Origin of the sequence: Flavobacterium sp., assembly GCF_021151785.1 — a bacterium.
Taxonomy (GTDB): Bacteria; Bacteroidota; Bacteroidia; order Flavobacteriales; family Flavobacteriaceae; genus Flavobacterium.
This window is the reverse complement of record NZ_JAGKWP010000023.1, coordinates 1-17,416: the sequence shown is the minus strand read 5'-3', so window position 1 is coordinate 17,416 and position 17,416 is coordinate 1. Positions and strand designations below refer to the sequence as shown.

The following is a 17,416-nucleotide window of genomic DNA, read 5'->3' as shown; positions in this document are numbered from 1 at the left end:
AATTCCTTTCCAACCTTTTATTTAAATTAGTAATCTATATAAGAAACAAGTAAATAATATAGATTATGAAAAAAAATATTGTATTTTTCACAGTACTAATTACAAGTATAGCTTTTGGTCAAAAACCATTTTTTTCATCTGCTAAAACTAAAGCAGCTACGGTTTATTTTAGTGGTGCAGAAATGGTGCAAACTACAACAGTAAATTTACCACTAGGTACACATGAAATAGTAATTAAAAATGTAGCCGATCAATTAAATGAAAATACCATTCAAATTGGTGCGCCAAGTACATTAACTATTCTATCCATTCAGTTTACCCAGAACTATATTTCAGAATATGAAATAGATGAAAACAATCCTAACATTAGAAAAGTTCGTGACAGCATTGAAATACTTCAAAAATCAAAATTACGTTTAACAAACGAGCGCACTTCACATTCAAAAACCATTGAATTATTGGACAAAAACCAACAAGTAGCCGGGCAAAATTCGAGTATAAATGTTGCTGAATTAATGAAATTGGTAGAGTATTACAACACCAAACGCACCCAATTAAACAATGCCATGAATGAGTTATCCGACAAAGAAGCTAATCTTCAAAAAAAAATTGACTTATTAAATAAAAAACTTGAAATCAATACCGAAAAAGAAGAAAAAGCTTCTAAAGGGAAACTAGTGTTACAAGTGATGAATGAATTGGCTGGAAATGTAAATTTAGACATAAGTTATATTACAAACAATGCTTCTTGGCAACCATTTTATGACTTAAGAACAGAAAACACTAATACTCCAATAAGTTTATTATACAAAGGAAAAGTAATGCAAAACACAGGGGTGGATTGGAAAAAAGTAAAATTGGCTTTGTCTAACGGCAATCCTAATCAAAGTAATACTGCCCCTATTTTAAGTGCTTGGTTTTTACGATACGGCTATCCAAATCAACAGTATTATCAAAATGCGCCAATGAGTAATTCTATACAAGCTTTAAGCGGAAGAGTAGCTGGATTGCAAATAAATGAGAATAAAGATTTTGAATCAAGAGTTGTAATAAGAGGTAATAGAAGTATTACTGAAGATGATAATGCTTTAGTTGTAATAGATGGACAAATTTCAAATCAATCAGTCCTATCACAATTATCTCCAGAAGTTATAAAATCTGTTAATATATTAAAAGAAGCACAAGCAACGTCAATTTATGGTTCACTGGGAGTTAATGGAGTTATTGTTGTCACCACAAAAGACATGAATGACTACACCTCTATTGTTGAAAACCAACTCAACATTACCTTTGAAATTGATATTCCTTATGATATTTTATCGAATGGAAAAATGCACAGTGTAGCCTTAAAAGATTTGAAATTACCTGCAAGCTATAAATATTATGCGGTTCCAAAAATGGAAAAAGAAGCCTTTTTATTAGCGGAATTAAGTGATTATGGCAAATACAATCTTTTACCAGGTGAAGCAAACATCATTTTTGAAGGCATGAGTGTAGGGAAAACCTATATCAATCCGAATCAAACACAAGACACCTTGAACTTGAGTATGGGTAGAGATAAAAAAATTGCCATAAAAAGAGAAAAAGTAATTGATAAATCGGGTACCAAATTCTTATCCACATATAAAGAACAAACGTTTACGTATGACATAACTGTAAGAAACAACAAAAAAGAGGAAATTCAAATGTTATTAAAAGACCAATTCCCATTGAGTACAGATAAAGACATCACGATTGAATATTTAGACAAAGACGGGGCCAAACACAATGAAGAAACGGGGGTATTAACTTGGGAAATCAAACTTAAACCTAATGAAACCAAAAAATACAGAATTAGTTACCGAGTAAAACACCCTAAAGACAAAGTCATAGGAAATCTTTAAGAGGTCTTTTTAGACTAAGTTTTGGGACTCAATAGGAAATTGAATATAAAACTAAACCCGACAGGTTTCTTAATCCTGTCGGGTTTTTAAATTTTAAACTAAAACCTACGACTGCCCTCTAAATTAAGGTGCCGGATTTGGAATCATCTCTTGTATTTTATTAATTTCGTTAAGTACCTCATCTGTTAATAGCACCTCAAAAGCATTGATATTTTCTTCTAACTGATCAATTGAAGTAGCGCCAATTATTGTCGACGAAACAAACGATTGATGATTAACAAATGCAATAGCTAATTCGGTTAAAGTGAGCCCTATTGATTCAGCCAAATCTTTGTATAATTTAGTAGCCTTAAAACAGTTATCATTGGTATAACGTACAAAATTTTTAAACAACGTCATACGGGCATTTTCTGGATAGCCATTTAAATATTTCCCTGTTAAAAAACCAAAACCTAAAGGCGAATATGCTAACAGTCCTACTTCCTCACGCATGCATATTTCTGAAAGTCCTACTTCAAATAATCGATTTAATAAGGAATACGGATTTTGAATAGTCGCAATTCTTGGTAATCCCTGTTTTTCACTTTCGTTTAAAAACTTCATAACCCCCCAAGGATTTTCATTAGATACTCCAATGTGTTTAATTTTTCCTTCTTTAATTAAACCGTCAAACACCTGTAAAACTTCTGCAATATTTTCTTTCCAAGTAGTATCAATTTTTTCTAAACCTCTTTTTTGAAACATATTCATAATACGTTCTGGCCAATGTAATTGGTACAAATCGATGGTGTCAATTTGCAATTGCTTCAAACTTAACTCAACAGCTTCTGTTAAACTTTTCTTTGAAAAATCTAACGGTTGACGAATATAATCTAATCCACGATTGGGTCCAGCAATTTTTGTTGCAATAACTACTTCATCCCTTTTATGTTTGTTTTTAGCTAACCATGAACCTATATAACGTTCTGTACTACCAAAAATCTGTTCATTTCCACCAATAGGATACATCTCAGCTGTATCAATAAAATTAATGCCGCGCTCAAAAGCATAATCCAATTGATTGTGGGCTTCAGCTTCGGTATTTTGATTACCAAAAGTCATCGTACCAAGACAAATTTCACTTACTCTTAGCTCAGTATGAGGTAAAGTTATGTATTTCATCGCTTTTTTTTAGCAAAAATACAAACATAAAAACTATTTCAATTCATTATTTTGTTTAAAAACTTTATAGTAATTTTACAAAAATATCTAAACATGAAAGTTTTAGTTTTAGAAGATGATTTGGTTTTGTCCAATGAAATAGTCACCTACCTGAAATCAATGAATATGGAGTGTGATGCTGTTTTTGATGGTGAATTATTCTTTAGACAAATCAACAATACTACTTATGATTTGTATATTCTAGATATTAACGTACCCAAACTAAATGGCTTAGATGTTTGTAAAAAAGTACGTGAAACAGATAAAAATACCCCTATTTTGATACTCTCTGCTTATAGAGAAATTCAAGACAAATTAGATGCTTTTACCTTTGGTGCTGACGATTATTTAGTCAAACCCTTTCACTTTGATGAGTTATATGTACGTTTACTGTCTCTAAACAGAAGAAGTACTATGAAACAAGAAGACCATCAAATTATCAAAATCAAAGACTTAGAAATTGATTTGGACGAATCTAAAGTAAAACGAAATCAAGAAGTTATTGAGCTAACCCCAAAAGAATTTCAATTATTGGTTATTTTAGCGAAAGCCAAGGGTAGAACACTTTCCAAAAACGCTATTGCCGAACAAATTTGGGACGTGCATTTTGAAAGTAACCTAAACACTATTGAAGTATATATCAACTTCTTGAGGAAAAAAATTGATAAAAATTTTGAAGAAAAATTAATACTAACCCGACCAGGTTTTGGGTATTACATTAACATTGAATAATGACCTTAAAGAGAAAAGTAGCTATTAACATTTCCCTAGCTTTTTCCTTATTGTTTGGATTAGCTGCTACTTTTGTATACTTGCGATTTACAGACTTTAGAAAAGCTGAATTTGAAGAAAAATTAGAAAATAAAGCATATAATACCGCTAAATTAGTAGATGAAATTAAGCGAATTGATAATGTTGCTCTTCAAATTTTAGACCGAAAAACCCTTAATAAAATTAACAATGAAAAAATTCTAGTCTTTGATCATAATTATCAATTAATTTACACTAGTATTGATGATGCTAAAATTAATTGGACTAAAAATGATTTATTACAGCTCAATAAAAAAAGAACCTTTTTTAGAACTATTGATGATAAAGAACTTCTAGGCATCCGATTCGATTTTAGTAAAAATGACCGCTATTATGTCTTAATCCTTGGGCAAGATAAATATGGGATTTCCAAAATGAATTTCTTAATGGTTTCATTAATTGTTTCGTTTGTTATTAGTATATTATTCATATGGACATTCACCTATTTCTTGATTAAAAAATCCTTACAACCATTAGATGATTTTCAAGAAAAAATTACCACAATTTCTGCTAACCAACTAAATTTAAAATTACCTGAGAGCAATACCAACAATGAAATTGATTTACTAACGAGAGCGTTCAATAACATGCTTGACCGTTTAGAAAAATCGTTTAGTATGCAAAAAGAATTCACTTCAAATGCTTCGCACGAATTATACACTCCATTAACTCGAATCGCTCTTCAAATTGAAAATTTAATGACAAAAGAAGAACATTCTGAGGGAACCAAAAAATACTTAAAAAACATCAATAATGATATTCATCAAGTTGCCGATTTAATTAATGCTTTATTACTTTTAGCAAGAGTTGAAAAAACTGAAATCAATAAAAACTTTAAACCTATAAGAATAGACGATATCATTTTAAAAGCTAATGAATTAACCGCAAAAAATTATCCAGAATTGATTGTACACTTTGAGATTATTGACCATACTGATATGGACAATCCTCTTGAAATTAACGGAAATCAAGCTTTATTAGTCATTGTATTTACAAACTTAATTAAAAATGGTTTTTTATACTCGGAAGACAAAAAAGTAAACATTACAATCCATCAAAAATCGGTTACTGAATTAGCCGTTTCTATTGAAAATAATGGTTCTTCCATACCCATTGACGATCAATCTAAAATATTTGATTCTTTTGTTCGAGGAAAAAATGCAACAAATACACAAGGCAGTGGTATCGGACTTAGGATTGTAAAAAAAATCTTAGAATACCACAATGCTCAAATCACTTATAAATACAGTAATCAAACCAATATTTTCACCATAAATTTCTCAATTTAAGTTTTTTTTAAGGTGTTTTTAAAGTGCATTTAAGTTCATCAATTGAACTTTGTACCTATAATTTATTTCCTATGAAAGCTAAATTAATCGGTCTCTTTACATGCGCCTTTTTTGTCCAAATCTTCGCCCAAAACAAACTTTCTATTACGGAAAGTGAGTCCTTATTTTTAAAAAACAATTTATACCTACTTGCAAATCATTACAATATAGACATTAGTGAAGCACAAATTTTACAAGCTAAAATTTGGGATAACCCTCAATTTGGATTAGAAGTCAATGCTTGGGCTCCAAATAACGAACAAAAATTTTTCAATGTAAACCAACAAGGCCAAAAATCAGCATATATCCAACAACTGATTCATATTGGAGGACAAAGAAAAAATGCTATTGAACTAGCCAAATCTAATGCTAAATTAGCTAATTATGATTTTGAAATCTTACTACGAGAATTAAAATTTCAATTGCGTCAAAGTTATTTTGAAATCTATTTTGATACCAAATCTGTTCAAGAATTAGATAAGCAATTAATCAATATAAAATCGGTAGTAAATGCCTATTCTGAACAAAACAAAAAAGGGAATATCTCATTAAAAGATTTGGTTCGATTACAAAATCTTCAATTAAATCTTCAAAAAAATAGAACGGAAATAATCAATAACATTAATGAGAACAAGAAGTCACTTAACTTGTTATTAGGTTATTCAGGTCAAGAAAACCTAGTGCTTGAGCCGTCATTAGATGAGATAAAAACCTATGAAAAAGAAGTGTTTGGCGACCTTACTAACTTACAAAAAGCAGCATTAGAGAATAGACCCGATTTCAAAAAAGCGACTACACAAATTGAAAATGCCTCTATCAATTTAAAACTACAAAAATCATTAGCTATTCCTGATTTAACATTAGGAGCAAGCTATGATCAAAGAGGAGGGGCTTTTAACAATCAGACTAACTTAACTTTAGCTTTTCCTCTACCGCTTTGGAACAAAAATAAAGGCAATATTAAATCCGCAAAATTTGAGGTAGATCAGGCAGAACAACAAAAAGAAATTGTAACACTTGAAGTAAAAAATGAAGTAAAATTAGCTTTAGATAAATTTCAAGAACAAAAAACAAACTTTCAAATTACTAAAACAGAAATTCCTTCTAATCTTGATACTGTTTACCAAGGAGTATATAACAACTTTATTAAACGAAATATATCTTTATTAGAGTTTACAGATTTTCTAGAAAGCTACAATGAAAGTATGATTTCTATTAACAACATTAAAAAAGCCTATTTAAAAACTTGCGAAGAATTAAATTATACAACCGCGTCTAAAATTTTCTAACAAACCTCATCATGATAAATAAAATCACAAAATACGGATTGCTAATTTTGATCTCTTTCGGATTTCAAAATTGTAAAAAAGAAGAATCAGAACCTGTGGAAAAAGGTTTTGAAATTACTGAAACCATGTTTAAAACAACCACGTTTGCTACAGCAAAAATAGAACCATTGAAAAATGAAATTAAATTTTTTGGAAAAATTTCAGCCGATAAAAACAAATTGATTGAAGTATTCCCGATGGTAGGTGGAAAGGTTGAAAAAGTCTATGTAGAATTAGGTGATTATGTGCAAAAAGGACAAGTTTTAGCTACCATTAGAAGCACAGAAGCTGCAGGTTATGAAAAAGATTATGAAGATGCCCTTGGAGAAGTTAAAGTGGCTGAAAATAATTTGAAGGTAGCAAAAGAAATGTTTGATGGTAAATTAAACACCGAGCGAGATGTGCTTTTAGCAAAAAATGAACTTAACATTGCAAAATCACAATTAAATCGAATTAAACAAACTTATAAAATTATCAATATAAAACCTGGATCTATTTATCAGGTTGTAGCTCCAATAAGTGGTTATATTATTCAGAAAAATATCAATCAAGATATGCAATTAAGAAGTGATCGAAGCGATAATATTTTTGATGTAGCAGACACAAAAGATGTTTGGGCCATAGCAAATGTGAATGAAAGTGATATCAACCTAGTTGCCCTTGGAATGGATGCCACTGTTTCTACTCTTTCTAACCAAGATAAAGTTTTCAAAGGAAAAATAGATAAAATTTTCCGAATAATAGATCCTGAAACAAATGCAATGAATGTAAGAATTGTACTTGACAATCCTAATTCATTATTGGTTCCAGATAGTAAAGCTACTATTGCGGTTTCCTATACAGAAAACAAATCCATGTTAGCTATTCCTTCTAATGCCATTGTTTTTGATAATAATAAAAACTTTGTAATGGTATATAAAGATAAAAAACACATTGAAACTAGACCTGTTGAGGTATATCGTCAACTAAAAGAAGTAGCCTATATTACTTCTGGATTAAAAGAAGGTGAAAAAGTGATTACCCACAATCAGTTGTTATTTTATGATGCCTTAAATGATTAAAAATGAAAAAGGAAATAATCATTATCGGACTGCTAGTAATTCAATTTGCAAAAGGACAAAATAAAGATTCTTTAGCAGTGGAACGATTTACTATTCATGGACAAAGTACGATCATTCAACAAAAAAAAGCTGGATTCAATGCTCCTTATTCAGGCGATAATAGTTTATTACCTTCTGCTGAAAGTAAAACCTCTATCACTTCTACTCTTTTCATTGGAGCAAAACTCTGGAAGAATGCTAGTTTTTTCGTAAACCCAGAAATAGCTGGTGGATCTGGATTAAGCGAAGCTCTTGGAATAGCCGCGGCAACAAATGGTGAAACGTTCCGAATAGGAGATCCTGCACCTAAAATTTATTTGGCGCGAATGTTCTTTAGACAAATATTCTCTTTAAGTGATAGCCAAACCTCAAGTAAAGATAAATATTTCCACAACCATAGCGACTTTAATCAATTGGCCGATTTTGAACCTCAAAAATATTTTTCAATCACCGTAGGGAAAGTTAGTATTTCCGATTACTTTGATGACAATTCATATAGTCATGATCCTCGAACACAGTTTATGAGTTGGGGACTAATGGGAAATGGGGCTTGGGATTATCCTGCTAACACTCGAGGTTATACCCCAAGTATTATATTAGAATTGATTACACCAAAACATGAATTAAGATATGGATACTCCCTAGTTCCTCAAGTAGCCAACGGAAATTCAATGGATTGGAAAATAGGAAAAACAGGAGCTCATACGCTTGAATATACAAGAAAATACAATGTTAGTAAAAGAAGTGGTGCTGTTAGATTCCTTACATTCTATAATCTAGCTAATATGGGAAATTATGCTACAGCTATCATACAACAACCCGTAAATCCAAATATTGAAAACACAAGAAGCTACTCAAATCATAAATATGGATTTGGAATAAATGTCGAACAAGAGTTGACAAATGAATTAGGCTTTTTTGGAAGATGTAGTTGGAACGATGGAAAAAACGAAACCTGGCATTTTACTGAAATTGACAGAAGCTTAAGTTTAGGATTTCAACTTTCAGGAAACCAATGGCATAGAAAAGAAGATAAAATTGGACTGGCTCATGTGATATCAGGACTTTCTAAAGAGCATAGAGACTACTTAAAAAATGGCGGTAAAGGATTTATTCTAGGAGATGGCAACTTAAATTACGCTCCAGAACAGCTAACCGAGTTTTACTATGCAGCGCAATTAACGCCTAATATTTTCATTACAGGAACTTACCAACTTGTAATTAATCCAGGTTATAATACGGATAGAAATGGACCTGTACATGTGTTCTCCATTAGAAGTCATTTTAGATTTTAACAACCTACAACAGTTAAAAACTACAACTTGGAAATTAAATTAAAATTGTAAGAATTAAATTTTATACACATGAATAAATTCATTCGAAATATCATAGCTTTTTCACTTAAAAATAAAGCATTCACTTTTTTTTGGGTGGGAATTTTAACCATTTCAGGCTTTTTTGCCTTCAAAAATATGCCCATTGAAGCTTTTCCTGATGTAACCAATACCCAAATCATTATCATTACACAATGGAACGGAAGAAGTGCTGAGGAAGTAGAACGATTTGTTACTACTCCTATTGAACTTTCTATGACTTCTTTACAGAAAAAAACAAGTGTTCGAAGCACTTCCATGTTTGGTCTTTCTGTGATTAAAATCATTTTTGATGACGGAGTTGATGATGCTTTTGCCAGAAATCAGGTAAACAATCAATTAAGAAATGTTTCACTACCAGAAGATGTGGAACCCGAAGTGCAACCGCCCTATGGCCCAACTGGAGAAGTCTTACGTTATACGTTACAAAGTAAAACCAAAGATTCAAGAGAATTATTAACCATTCAAAATTGGGTAATAGACAAAGCGCTTCGCTCAGTTCCTGGCGTAGCTGATATTAATGCTTTTGGTGGGCAAACTAAAATTTTTGAAATAAGTGTTGATCCACGAAAACTTGAAAAATATAGTCTAACCCCGTCAGAAGTTTATGAGGCAGTAAACAAAAGTAACATGAACGTAGGTGGTGACATTATTGAAAAAAACAGTCAAGCCTATGTGGTCCGTGGAATTGGATTACTACAGTCCATACCTGATATTGAAAATATTATTATTTCTAAAAATGGTGAAAATCCCATACTCGTTAAAAATGTAGCTACTGTAGCTGAGGGATCTATGCCTCGTGTTGGACAAGCAGGTTTAAATAATAATCCAGATGTTGTTGAAGGTATTGTAGTAATGCGAAAAGGGGAAAACACTCCAATTGTTCTAGCCGCGGTTAAAGAAAAAATCAAAGAAATTAAAGCTACCATGATTCCTAAGGATGTTCAACTTGACATTTTCTATGATCGTGACAATCTAATGGAGTTTTGTACCCATACCGTGATGCACAATTTAGCTGAAGGAATTATATTGGTGACTTTAATGGTTTTCTTATTCATGGCTGATTGGAGAAGTACTGTTATTGTATCAATTATAATCCCATTAGCGTTACTATTCTCCTTCTTTTGTTTGAACTTAATGGGAATGAGTGCTAATTTACTTTCGCTTGGAGCTGTTGATTTTGGAATTATCATTGATGGAGCCGTCGTGATGGTGGAGGGACTATTTGTTATGCTAGATCATCGAGCCGCAAAAGAAGGCATGGATAAATTCAACAAACTAGCTAAAGGCGGATGGATTAAAAAAACGGGGACAGAGATGGGGAAAGCTATTTTCTTTTCTAAATTAATTATTATTACTGCTTTACTACCTATCTTTTCATTTCAAAAAGTAGAAGGTAAAATGTTCTCACCATTGGCTTATACCTTAGGTTTTGCATTACTTGGTGCGCTGTTATTCACCTTAACTTTAGTTCCTGTTTTATCTCATATTTTATTAAATAAAAATGTAAAAGAGAAGCATAATAAATTTGTTGATTTTTGGAATAGAATTGTTGAAAAGGGATTTGCTTTTACTTTCAAAAATAAGAAACTATCACTTTTAGTTTCTCTTAGTATATTGGTAATCACACTTTTTTCTTCAAAATTTTTAGGAACGGAATTTTTACCACCATTAAACGAAGGAGCTTTATGGGTTGAAGCTAAACTACCTATGAGTTCAAGTTTAGGGGAAACCGTTAAAATGGTTGAAGTCCTTAAAAAAGAAATTGCCTCATTCCCAGAAGTTAACGGCATTTTATCTCAAACAGGAAGAAGTAATGATGGAACTGACCCAAGTGGTTTCTATTATGTTCAGATGCAGGTTAACTTAAAACCGAAAGAAGAATGGTCTAGAAAAATATCAGTAGATGAATTAGTGGAGGAAATGGATCATAAATTGAAAAAATACCAAGGAATTGGATACAATTATTCCCAACCAATTATTGATAATGTTGCAGAAGCAGTTGCAGGTATAAATGCTTCTAATGCTGTAAAAATATATGGTCCCGATTTAGAAAAACTAAATCAACTTTCAAATGAAGTAATCAAACAAATTGAACATGTACCTGGAATTAAAGACGTTGGAATTCTAAGAAACATAGGTCAACCAGAAGTAAGTGTAGTGCTTAACAAAGAAAATATGGCCGAATATGGGGTCACCATTTCAGATGCACAAACGGTTCTTGAAATGGCTTTTGGTGGAAAAACAGCAACTCAAAAATATGAAGGCGATAGAAAATTTGATGTACGTATACGATACGATAAAGATTATCGAAAAAATATTGATGATTTGGCTAGTATAATGGTGCCAACATTAAATAAAACAAAAGTACCGTTAAAAGAAATTGCAGAAATTAAAACAATAACTGGCCCCGCATTCATTTACAGAGACAATTCAAAACGATTTATTGGTGTAAAATTCTCAGTACGTGATAGAGATTTAGGGAGTACTATAGCTGAAGCTCAAGCCAATGTTAAAAAACATATTAAATTACCTGACGGTTACAGCATAGGATGGACAGGAGAATTTGAAAATCAAGTTCGTGCCACAGATCGATTAGCACATGTGGTGCCTATTAGTATCGTTATGATATTTGTTTTACTATTCATTATGTTTGGAAACATTAAAGATTCTTTATTGGTTTTGGCTAATGTACCATTCGCTCTTATTGGAGGGATTTTAGCTTTACATGTAACGGGCATGAATTTCGGAATATCAGCAGGTGTTGGATTTATTGCTCTCTTTGGTATTTGTATCCAAAATGGAGTCATACTTATATCTGAATTTCATAAAAATATTAAATCAGGAATAGAGATTAACTTAGCTATTTTAGAGGCGGTAAAAGTTCGTACTAGACCAGTAGTTATGACTGCTCTAATGGCTACAATTGGTTTACTCCCGGCAGCAATTTCAACTGGAATTGGTTCAGAATCTCAAAAACCATTAGCTATTGTTATTATCGGAGGTTTAATTTCAGCAACGGTACTAACTTTACTAGTATTTCCAATTATTTTTTGGGTATTTAATCGCATAAAACACGAATCCATTACTTAATTTTCTTCATAGTTGAATTAAAAATGGTCTCTTATTTGTGAGACCATTTTTATTAAGTAAGAATTTTAATTTTCTGCAAACTTAGGTATATAATGTTGACTAAATAATTTACTCTCATAAAAGTCTATCAAATCAAAAACTAATTTAACATCATCACTATTTAAAAATAAATACTGAAATAACAAACGTATATCGACTTGATATAAATCACATAGTAACAAGTACTTCTCAAAATAGAATTTGTCAAATGTTTCTTCTAATGCTTCACACAATTCTTCTGAAACATCTAAAAACTGAGCCACAAATTCAATGCTCCAACCGTGTTGCTGTCTGATTTCTTGAAAATTTAATTCCATTGTAGTTAGATTTATTAATTGATAAGAAAAAAATTGTTTTTTAGGAAAACCATCAAAGGAATTTATTTTTCATAGCACAAAACAAATTCCTTTATTTGGTTAACCCTTTATGGAACACAACAAAATTCTATAATAATTGATATCGGAATTACGGTTTTAGGAACAAAATTTTACGGTTTTCATTTTTTTAAACAAAAAAAGCTCAGTAAAAACTGAGCTTTTTTTTGTTATGTATGAATTTATTTAAAATTACATTTCATTAAGTAACTTTGTTATTTCATCTAACTTAGGAGTTAAAATGATTTCAATTCTACGATTTTTAGCTTTTCCTTCTGCTGATTCATTACTCATCAACGGTGCATATTCACTTCTACCGGCAGCTGTAAGATTAGCTTTATTCACTTTTGGATGTGCTGTTAAAATAGTTACAATAGCAGTTGCTCTTTTTGTAGATAAATCCCAGTTATTTTCAATTCCTCCTGCTAAAGTGCCAGTAATTTTATCATTGTCTGTATGACCTTCAATTAGAACAGACAAATCTGGATTATCACCTAAAACTTTCGCCACTAAATCTACCGCTTTTTTTCCTTCCACACCTACTGTATAACTACCCGATTCAAATAACAATTTATTTTCCATTGAAACATAAACTTTTCCATCTTTTTCAGTTACTGTTAAACCTTTACCTTCAAAAGCTTTTAATGATTTTGTTAGTGTTTCTTTCAATTTTTTCATAGCAGCTTCTTTAGCAGCAATCAAATCTTCCAACTCTTTAAGTCGCTTTGCATTAGCTTCAAAATCTTTCTTAATTTTGTTAAATTTATCTTGCTCTGCAGCTAATGCTTTTTGTTTTGCTTCTAGTTCTGCTAACAACTCTCTATTCTTCTTAATATTAGCTTCAAGAGCATCATTACTGTCTTTTTCTAAAGCAGCATAAGAGGCTTTTAAATTATCTAAACTTTTTTTAGTAGTAGTATAATCAGACGATAATTTATCTCGCTCAGCCTTACATTTATCTAATTCGGCTTTAATTTTATCTAATTCAGATTGTAGACTGGCTTTATCTGTTTTTAAACCTTGATTTTCGTCAGCCAAAGCGTTACGCTCTTTTTTTAGTTCCGCAAATTTATTTTCTAAATCTTGGTATATTTTCTTAGACACACAAGAAGTAGTCATACTTAAAACTACTGCTGCAAGGGCAAATTTTCTAATCATATTTGTATTTTACTTTAATTTATTAGACGATATTTTTTAATAAACAGTTGCATTAATATTCAAATTCCACAACAACTGGACAATGGTCAGAATGTTTTGCTTCTGGCAATATTAAAGCACGTTTTATTTTGTCTTTCATCGGTTCAGAAGCCAAACAATAATCAATGCGCCACCCTTTATTATTATTTCTTGCGTTTGCTCTATAGCTCCACCAACTATAATGATGAGGTTCTTTATTCAAATGACGAAAAGTATCTATCATTCCGCTATTAATAAACTGATCTAACCAAGCACGCTCCTCAGGCAAAAAACCTGATATTTTAGCATTTCGAACAGGATCATGAATATCAATTGCTTGATGACAAATATTATAATCACCACAAACTACTAAATGAGGAATTTCTTTTCTCAATTCAGTTATATAATGATGAAAATCATCCATGTATTGAAATTTATGATCTAAACGTTCAACATTAGTGCCAGAAGGCAAATACAAACTCATTACTGAGAAGTGCTCAAAATCTGCACGTAGATTTCTACCCTCTTTATCCATATAATCAACACCTGTTCCGAAAACAACATTTTTAGGTTCATGCTTAGATAAAATAGCAACTCCGCTATATCCTTTCTTTTCGGCAGAAAAATAATATTGATATGGGTAACCTGCTGCTTCAATCTCTAGCTTAGGAATTTGATCTTCAGTTGCCTTTATTTCTTGTAAACAAATTACATCAGGATTTGCTTGCTGTAACCAATCTAAAAAACCTTTAGTAATGGCTGCTCGAATACCATTAACATTATAAGAGATAATCTTCATTTTTGAGAATTCAAATTTCTCAAATGTAAAAAAGTTTTCAATAATATTAAGCTATTTTAGGAAGTATTTTATAAATAACTAAGTATCAAAATCATTTTTTAAAAAGTACATAATTATTTGCTAATGTTTGACAAAAAAGACGTCAAATCCATAAGTTTTGCTATCTTTGTTTCTTGCGTAAAAAACAATACTAAATGGGATTAGTTACTGCTAAAGAAGTAGCCAAAGTTATCAATACGGACAAATACGGATTCTTGGGAACTTTCTCAGGTTGGTTATTGATGAAAATTCTGAAAATATCTACTTTAAATAAAATATACGATAGAAACAAGCATTTAAGCGACTTAGAATTCTTAAATGCCATTTTAGATGAGTTCCAAATTAGGTTTGAAATTCCTGAAGAAGACTTAAAAAGATTACCAAAAGAAGGACCTTACATAACAATATCCAATCACCCTCTTGGTGGAATTGATGGAATCTTACTACTAAAATTAATGTTAGAACGTGAGCCTAATTTTAAAATTATTGCCAACTTCTTACTTCATCGAATTGAGCCAATGAAACCATACATTATGCCTGTAAATCCTTTTGAAAATCACAAGGATAGCAAATCTAGTGTAGTTGGCATTAAAGAAACTCTACGCCATTTAGCAGACGGAAAACCTTTAGGTATCTTTCCAGCAGGTGAAGTTTCTACTTATAAAGATGGAGAATTAATCGTAGACAAACCCTGGGAAGAAGGTGCTTTAAAAATCATCAAAAAAGCCAATGTACCAGTTGTTCCAATTTATTTTCATGCGCAAAACAGTAAATTATTTTACACCCTCTCTAAGTTTAATGACACTTTGCGAACAGCAAAACTACCAAGTGAATTGTTAACTCAAAAAAACAGAGTAATTAAAGTTCGTATAGGCAAACCTATTTCAACAACAGAGCAAGCAGAATATAAAGAAATTAGTGAATTTGGTGAATTTCTTCGAAAGAAAACGTATATGCTTTCCAATGCATTTGAGGAAGAAAGCAAGCTCCAGTTACCAAAACTAAATACGGTAAAACCTCCAAAGCAAATTGTAAAACCTGCCAATCATGAGCAGATTTTAGAGGAAATAAAAGTATTAAAAGAAGATGATCATCGTTTATTACAAAGCAAAAACTATCAAGTTTTCTTAACCACAGCTGAAAAAATCCCGAATATCTTACACGAAATTGGTCGCTTAAGAGAAATTACTTTTAGAGCTGTAGGTGAAGGTACAAATGAAGCCATTGACTTAGACAAATATGACCAATATTACCACCATATGTTTTTATGGGACGATGAAGCACAAATTATTGCTGGGGCATATCGTATGGGATTAGGTAGTAAAATTTATAAGCAACACGGTATTGAAGGTTTTTATCTTCACGAATTATTTAGATTTGAACCTGAACTATACAGCATGATGAGCCAGTCTATAGAAATGGGTAGAGCGTTCATCATCTCAGAATACCAACAAAAACCTATGCCTCTTTTTTTATTGTGGAAAGGCATAGTTCATACTACTTTAAGATATCCAGAACACAAGTACTTAATTGGTGGTGTAAGTATAAGTAATCAGTTTTCAGAGTTTTCAAAATCGTTAATGATTGAATTCATGAAATCTCATTATTGGGATCCATTTGTTGCACAATATGTTCATCCGAAAAAAGAATTCAAAGTAAAATTAAAAGACGCCGATAAAGATTTCGTTTTTAATGAAACTGAGGCTGACTTAAATAAATTTGATAAAATCATTGATGAAGTTGAACCAGGCGATTTACGTTTACCTGTATTAATTAAGAAATACATTAAACAAAATGCTCGTGTGGTATCTTTTAATGTGGATCCCCTATTTAACAATTCGGTAGATGGTTTAATGTATATTAAAATTGCTGATTTACCCGAAAGCACTGTTAAACCAGTAATGGAAGAATTCCAAGCAGAATTAGAACGAAAACATAAAGGCTAATCAATTGATTAGCCTTCTTCTTTTTTACATTTTTTCTTTAAACTTTTCCCATTGTTCTTTAGTTAAAATGGGTTTTGATTTTATTTTTTTCCCCTTCAAATAGTTCAACATATATTTGGCTCTATCTGCAGATTCAGGATGTGTTGTAACCCAATACGTATATTGATGCATTTCGTTATCTAGTGATAAATCATACATGAAATCAGCAAACGGGCGCGGGTCAATTTCTGCATTAAGCATATATCTTACACTTTCCATATCAGCTTCTTTTTCCAAACTTCTATCATAAGCAGAAGAAGATAAGGTATGCAATACTTCCGCGATTTTACCTCCATTTGCCCCAGTTGCTAATGAAACTAACACAGAAAAACCAATTTCTTTAGAAAGTTTTTTCATGACATGATTTTTCTGAATATGTGCAATTTCATGACCTAAAACACCTAGAAGTGCTTGTTCATTTTTACTGGCTTTAATTAAACCTGAGTAAACCACTAAATGATTATCGGGCATAGCAAATGCATTCACTTCATCTTTATCAACTATATGTACTTTTAAACTATCACGTTCAATATCATTTGCTTTACAAAGTGGTAATAAAAGTGAATCAAGTGTGCTAACTAATGTATCTTCATAAATTACATCTTCCGATTTCTCAATTTCACTCCAAATGATGTCACCAATTTTATCTTCTGCAAATACTTTATTTTTTTCTACTTGAAAAAGGGTTAAAAAATCAATTTGTGATAATCCAAAAAAACACAAAAAGAAAGCCCCATAAACAACTAATCCTTTACTTAATATTTTCATTGCTTTGTATTGTTTTTGTTTTACAAATTAAATTGGTAATATCTCCAAAAAAGAAAAGTTCTGAATGTTGACCTTTTCTTGTTTTTGAAGCTAAAATAATGGTTGAAATAAATTCAATTAT

General features: G+C 31.3%; 13 protein-coding genes. 8 read left to right on the top strand and 5 right to left on the bottom strand.

The annotated features are described in order from the left end of the window. The first annotated feature begins 65 nt into the window (after nucleotides 1-65). Nucleotides 66-1,883, top strand: coding sequence for a DUF4139 domain-containing protein (locus QZ824_RS03955; protein ID WP_291274733.1), 1,818 nt, complete (start codon nucleotides 66-68; stop codon nucleotides 1,881-1,883). A 123-nt stretch (nucleotides 1,884-2,006) separates the two neighbouring features. Here the strand turns inward: QZ824_RS03955 and QZ824_RS03950 are convergent, their stop codons facing one another. Further along, nucleotides 2,007-3,044 (bottom strand): aldo/keto reductase, encoded by a 1,038-nt coding sequence (locus QZ824_RS03950; RefSeq protein WP_291274732.1) that lies wholly within the window; start codon nucleotides 3,042-3,044, stop codon nucleotides 2,007-2,009. A gap of 93 nt (nucleotides 3,045-3,137) precedes the next feature. Between QZ824_RS03950 and QZ824_RS03945 the strand changes: the two genes are divergently transcribed. From QZ824_RS03945 to QZ824_RS03920, 6 genes are all read left to right on the top strand, one after another. Further along, nucleotides 3,138-3,815, top strand: coding sequence for a response regulator transcription factor (locus tag QZ824_RS03945; protein WP_291274731.1), 678 nt, complete (start codon nucleotides 3,138-3,140; stop codon nucleotides 3,813-3,815). Then, on the top strand, nucleotides 3,815-5,182 hold the full coding sequence (locus QZ824_RS03940) for a HAMP domain-containing sensor histidine kinase (RefSeq protein WP_291274730.1): 1,368 nt from the start codon (nucleotides 3,815-3,817) through the stop codon (nucleotides 5,180-5,182). The genes QZ824_RS03945 and QZ824_RS03940 overlap by 1 nt, the downstream gene beginning before the upstream one ends. 71 nt (nucleotides 5,183-5,253) lie before the next feature. Continuing rightward, nucleotides 5,254-6,510: a TolC family protein gene (locus tag QZ824_RS03935; protein WP_291274729.1), complete on the top strand. Its 1,257-nt coding sequence runs from the start codon at nucleotides 5,254-5,256 to the stop codon at nucleotides 6,508-6,510. 11 nt (nucleotides 6,511-6,521) lie between these two features. Continuing rightward, nucleotides 6,522-7,610, top strand: coding sequence for an efflux RND transporter periplasmic adaptor subunit (locus QZ824_RS03930; RefSeq protein WP_291274728.1), 1,089 nt, complete (start codon nucleotides 6,522-6,524; stop codon nucleotides 7,608-7,610). A gap of 2 nt (nucleotides 7,611-7,612) precedes the next feature. Further along, on the top strand, nucleotides 7,613-8,944 hold the full coding sequence (locus tag QZ824_RS03925) for a carbohydrate porin (RefSeq protein ID WP_291274727.1): 1,332 nt from the start codon (nucleotides 7,613-7,615) through the stop codon (nucleotides 8,942-8,944). A 69-nt stretch (nucleotides 8,945-9,013) separates the two neighbouring features. After that, complete coding sequence (locus tag QZ824_RS03920; RefSeq protein WP_291274726.1) at nucleotides 9,014-12,115, top strand: CusA/CzcA family heavy metal efflux RND transporter; 3,102 nt, start codon at nucleotides 9,014-9,016, stop codon at nucleotides 12,113-12,115. Nucleotides 12,116-12,180: 65 nt separating this feature from the next. On the opposite strand, the gene QZ824_RS03915 is transcribed toward QZ824_RS03920, so the two are convergent. The 3 genes from QZ824_RS03915 to QZ824_RS03905 form a co-directional block, all read right to left on the bottom strand. Next, on the bottom strand, nucleotides 12,181-12,471 hold the full coding sequence (locus tag QZ824_RS03915; protein ID WP_291274725.1) for a hypothetical protein: 291 nt from the start codon (nucleotides 12,469-12,471) through the stop codon (nucleotides 12,181-12,183). Between the two features lie 249 nt (nucleotides 12,472-12,720). Then, nucleotides 12,721-13,686, bottom strand: coding sequence for an OmpA family protein (locus QZ824_RS03910; RefSeq protein ID WP_291274724.1), 966 nt, complete (start codon nucleotides 13,684-13,686; stop codon nucleotides 12,721-12,723). Between the two features lie 52 nt (nucleotides 13,687-13,738). Beyond that, nucleotides 13,739-14,503: an exodeoxyribonuclease III gene (locus QZ824_RS03905; protein ID WP_291274723.1), complete on the bottom strand. Its 765-nt coding sequence runs from the start codon at nucleotides 14,501-14,503 to the stop codon at nucleotides 13,739-13,741. 194 nt (nucleotides 14,504-14,697) lie between these two features. On the opposite strand from QZ824_RS03905, the gene QZ824_RS03900 reads away from it, so the two are divergent. After that, nucleotides 14,698-16,488, top strand: a complete 1,791-nt coding sequence (locus QZ824_RS03900; RefSeq protein WP_291274722.1) for a lysophospholipid acyltransferase family protein — start codon at nucleotides 14,698-14,700, stop codon at nucleotides 16,486-16,488. Nucleotides 16,489-16,512: 24 nt separating this feature from the next. Here the strand turns inward: QZ824_RS03900 and QZ824_RS03895 are convergent, their stop codons facing one another. Beyond that, the gene (locus QZ824_RS03895; RefSeq protein ID WP_291274721.1) at nucleotides 16,513-17,295 is read right to left on the bottom strand and encodes a M48 family metallopeptidase; all 783 of its coding nucleotides are present in this window, start codon (nucleotides 17,293-17,295) and stop codon (nucleotides 16,513-16,515) included. Nucleotides 17,296-17,416: the final 121 nt, after the last annotated feature.

Bases quoted from the DNA above. Each gene is read 5' to 3' on its own strand.
- QZ824_RS03955 (WP_291274733.1), top strand. From the start codon at position 66: ATGAAAAAAAATATTGTATTTTTCACAGTACTAATTACAAGTATAGCT.
- QZ824_RS03950 (WP_291274732.1), bottom strand. From the start codon at position 3,044: ATGAAATACATAACTTTACCTCATACTGAGCTAAGAGTAAGTGAAATT.
- QZ824_RS03945 (WP_291274731.1), top strand. From the start codon at position 3,138: ATGAAAGTTTTAGTTTTAGAAGATGATTTGGTTTTGTCCAATGAAATA.
- QZ824_RS03940 (WP_291274730.1), top strand. From the start codon at position 3,815: ATGACCTTAAAGAGAAAAGTAGCTATTAACATTTCCCTAGCTTTTTCC.
- QZ824_RS03935 (WP_291274729.1), top strand. From the start codon at position 5,254: ATGAAAGCTAAATTAATCGGTCTCTTTACATGCGCCTTTTTTGTCCAA.
- QZ824_RS03930 (WP_291274728.1), top strand. From the start codon at position 6,522: ATGATAAATAAAATCACAAAATACGGATTGCTAATTTTGATCTCTTTC.
- QZ824_RS03925 (WP_291274727.1), top strand. From the start codon at position 7,613: ATGAAAAAGGAAATAATCATTATCGGACTGCTAGTAATTCAATTTGCA.
- QZ824_RS03920 (WP_291274726.1), top strand. From the start codon at position 9,014: ATGAATAAATTCATTCGAAATATCATAGCTTTTTCACTTAAAAATAAA.
- QZ824_RS03915 (WP_291274725.1), bottom strand. From the start codon at position 12,471: ATGGAATTAAATTTTCAAGAAATCAGACAGCAACACGGTTGGAGCATT.
- QZ824_RS03910 (WP_291274724.1), bottom strand. From the start codon at position 13,686: ATGATTAGAAAATTTGCCCTTGCAGCAGTAGTTTTAAGTATGACTACT.
- QZ824_RS03905 (WP_291274723.1), bottom strand. From the start codon at position 14,503: ATGAAGATTATCTCTTATAATGTTAATGGTATTCGAGCAGCCATTACT.
- QZ824_RS03900 (WP_291274722.1), top strand. From the start codon at position 14,698: ATGGGATTAGTTACTGCTAAAGAAGTAGCCAAAGTTATCAATACGGAC.
- QZ824_RS03895 (WP_291274721.1), bottom strand. From the start codon at position 17,295: ATGAAAATATTAAGTAAAGGATTAGTTGTTTATGGGGCTTTCTTTTTG.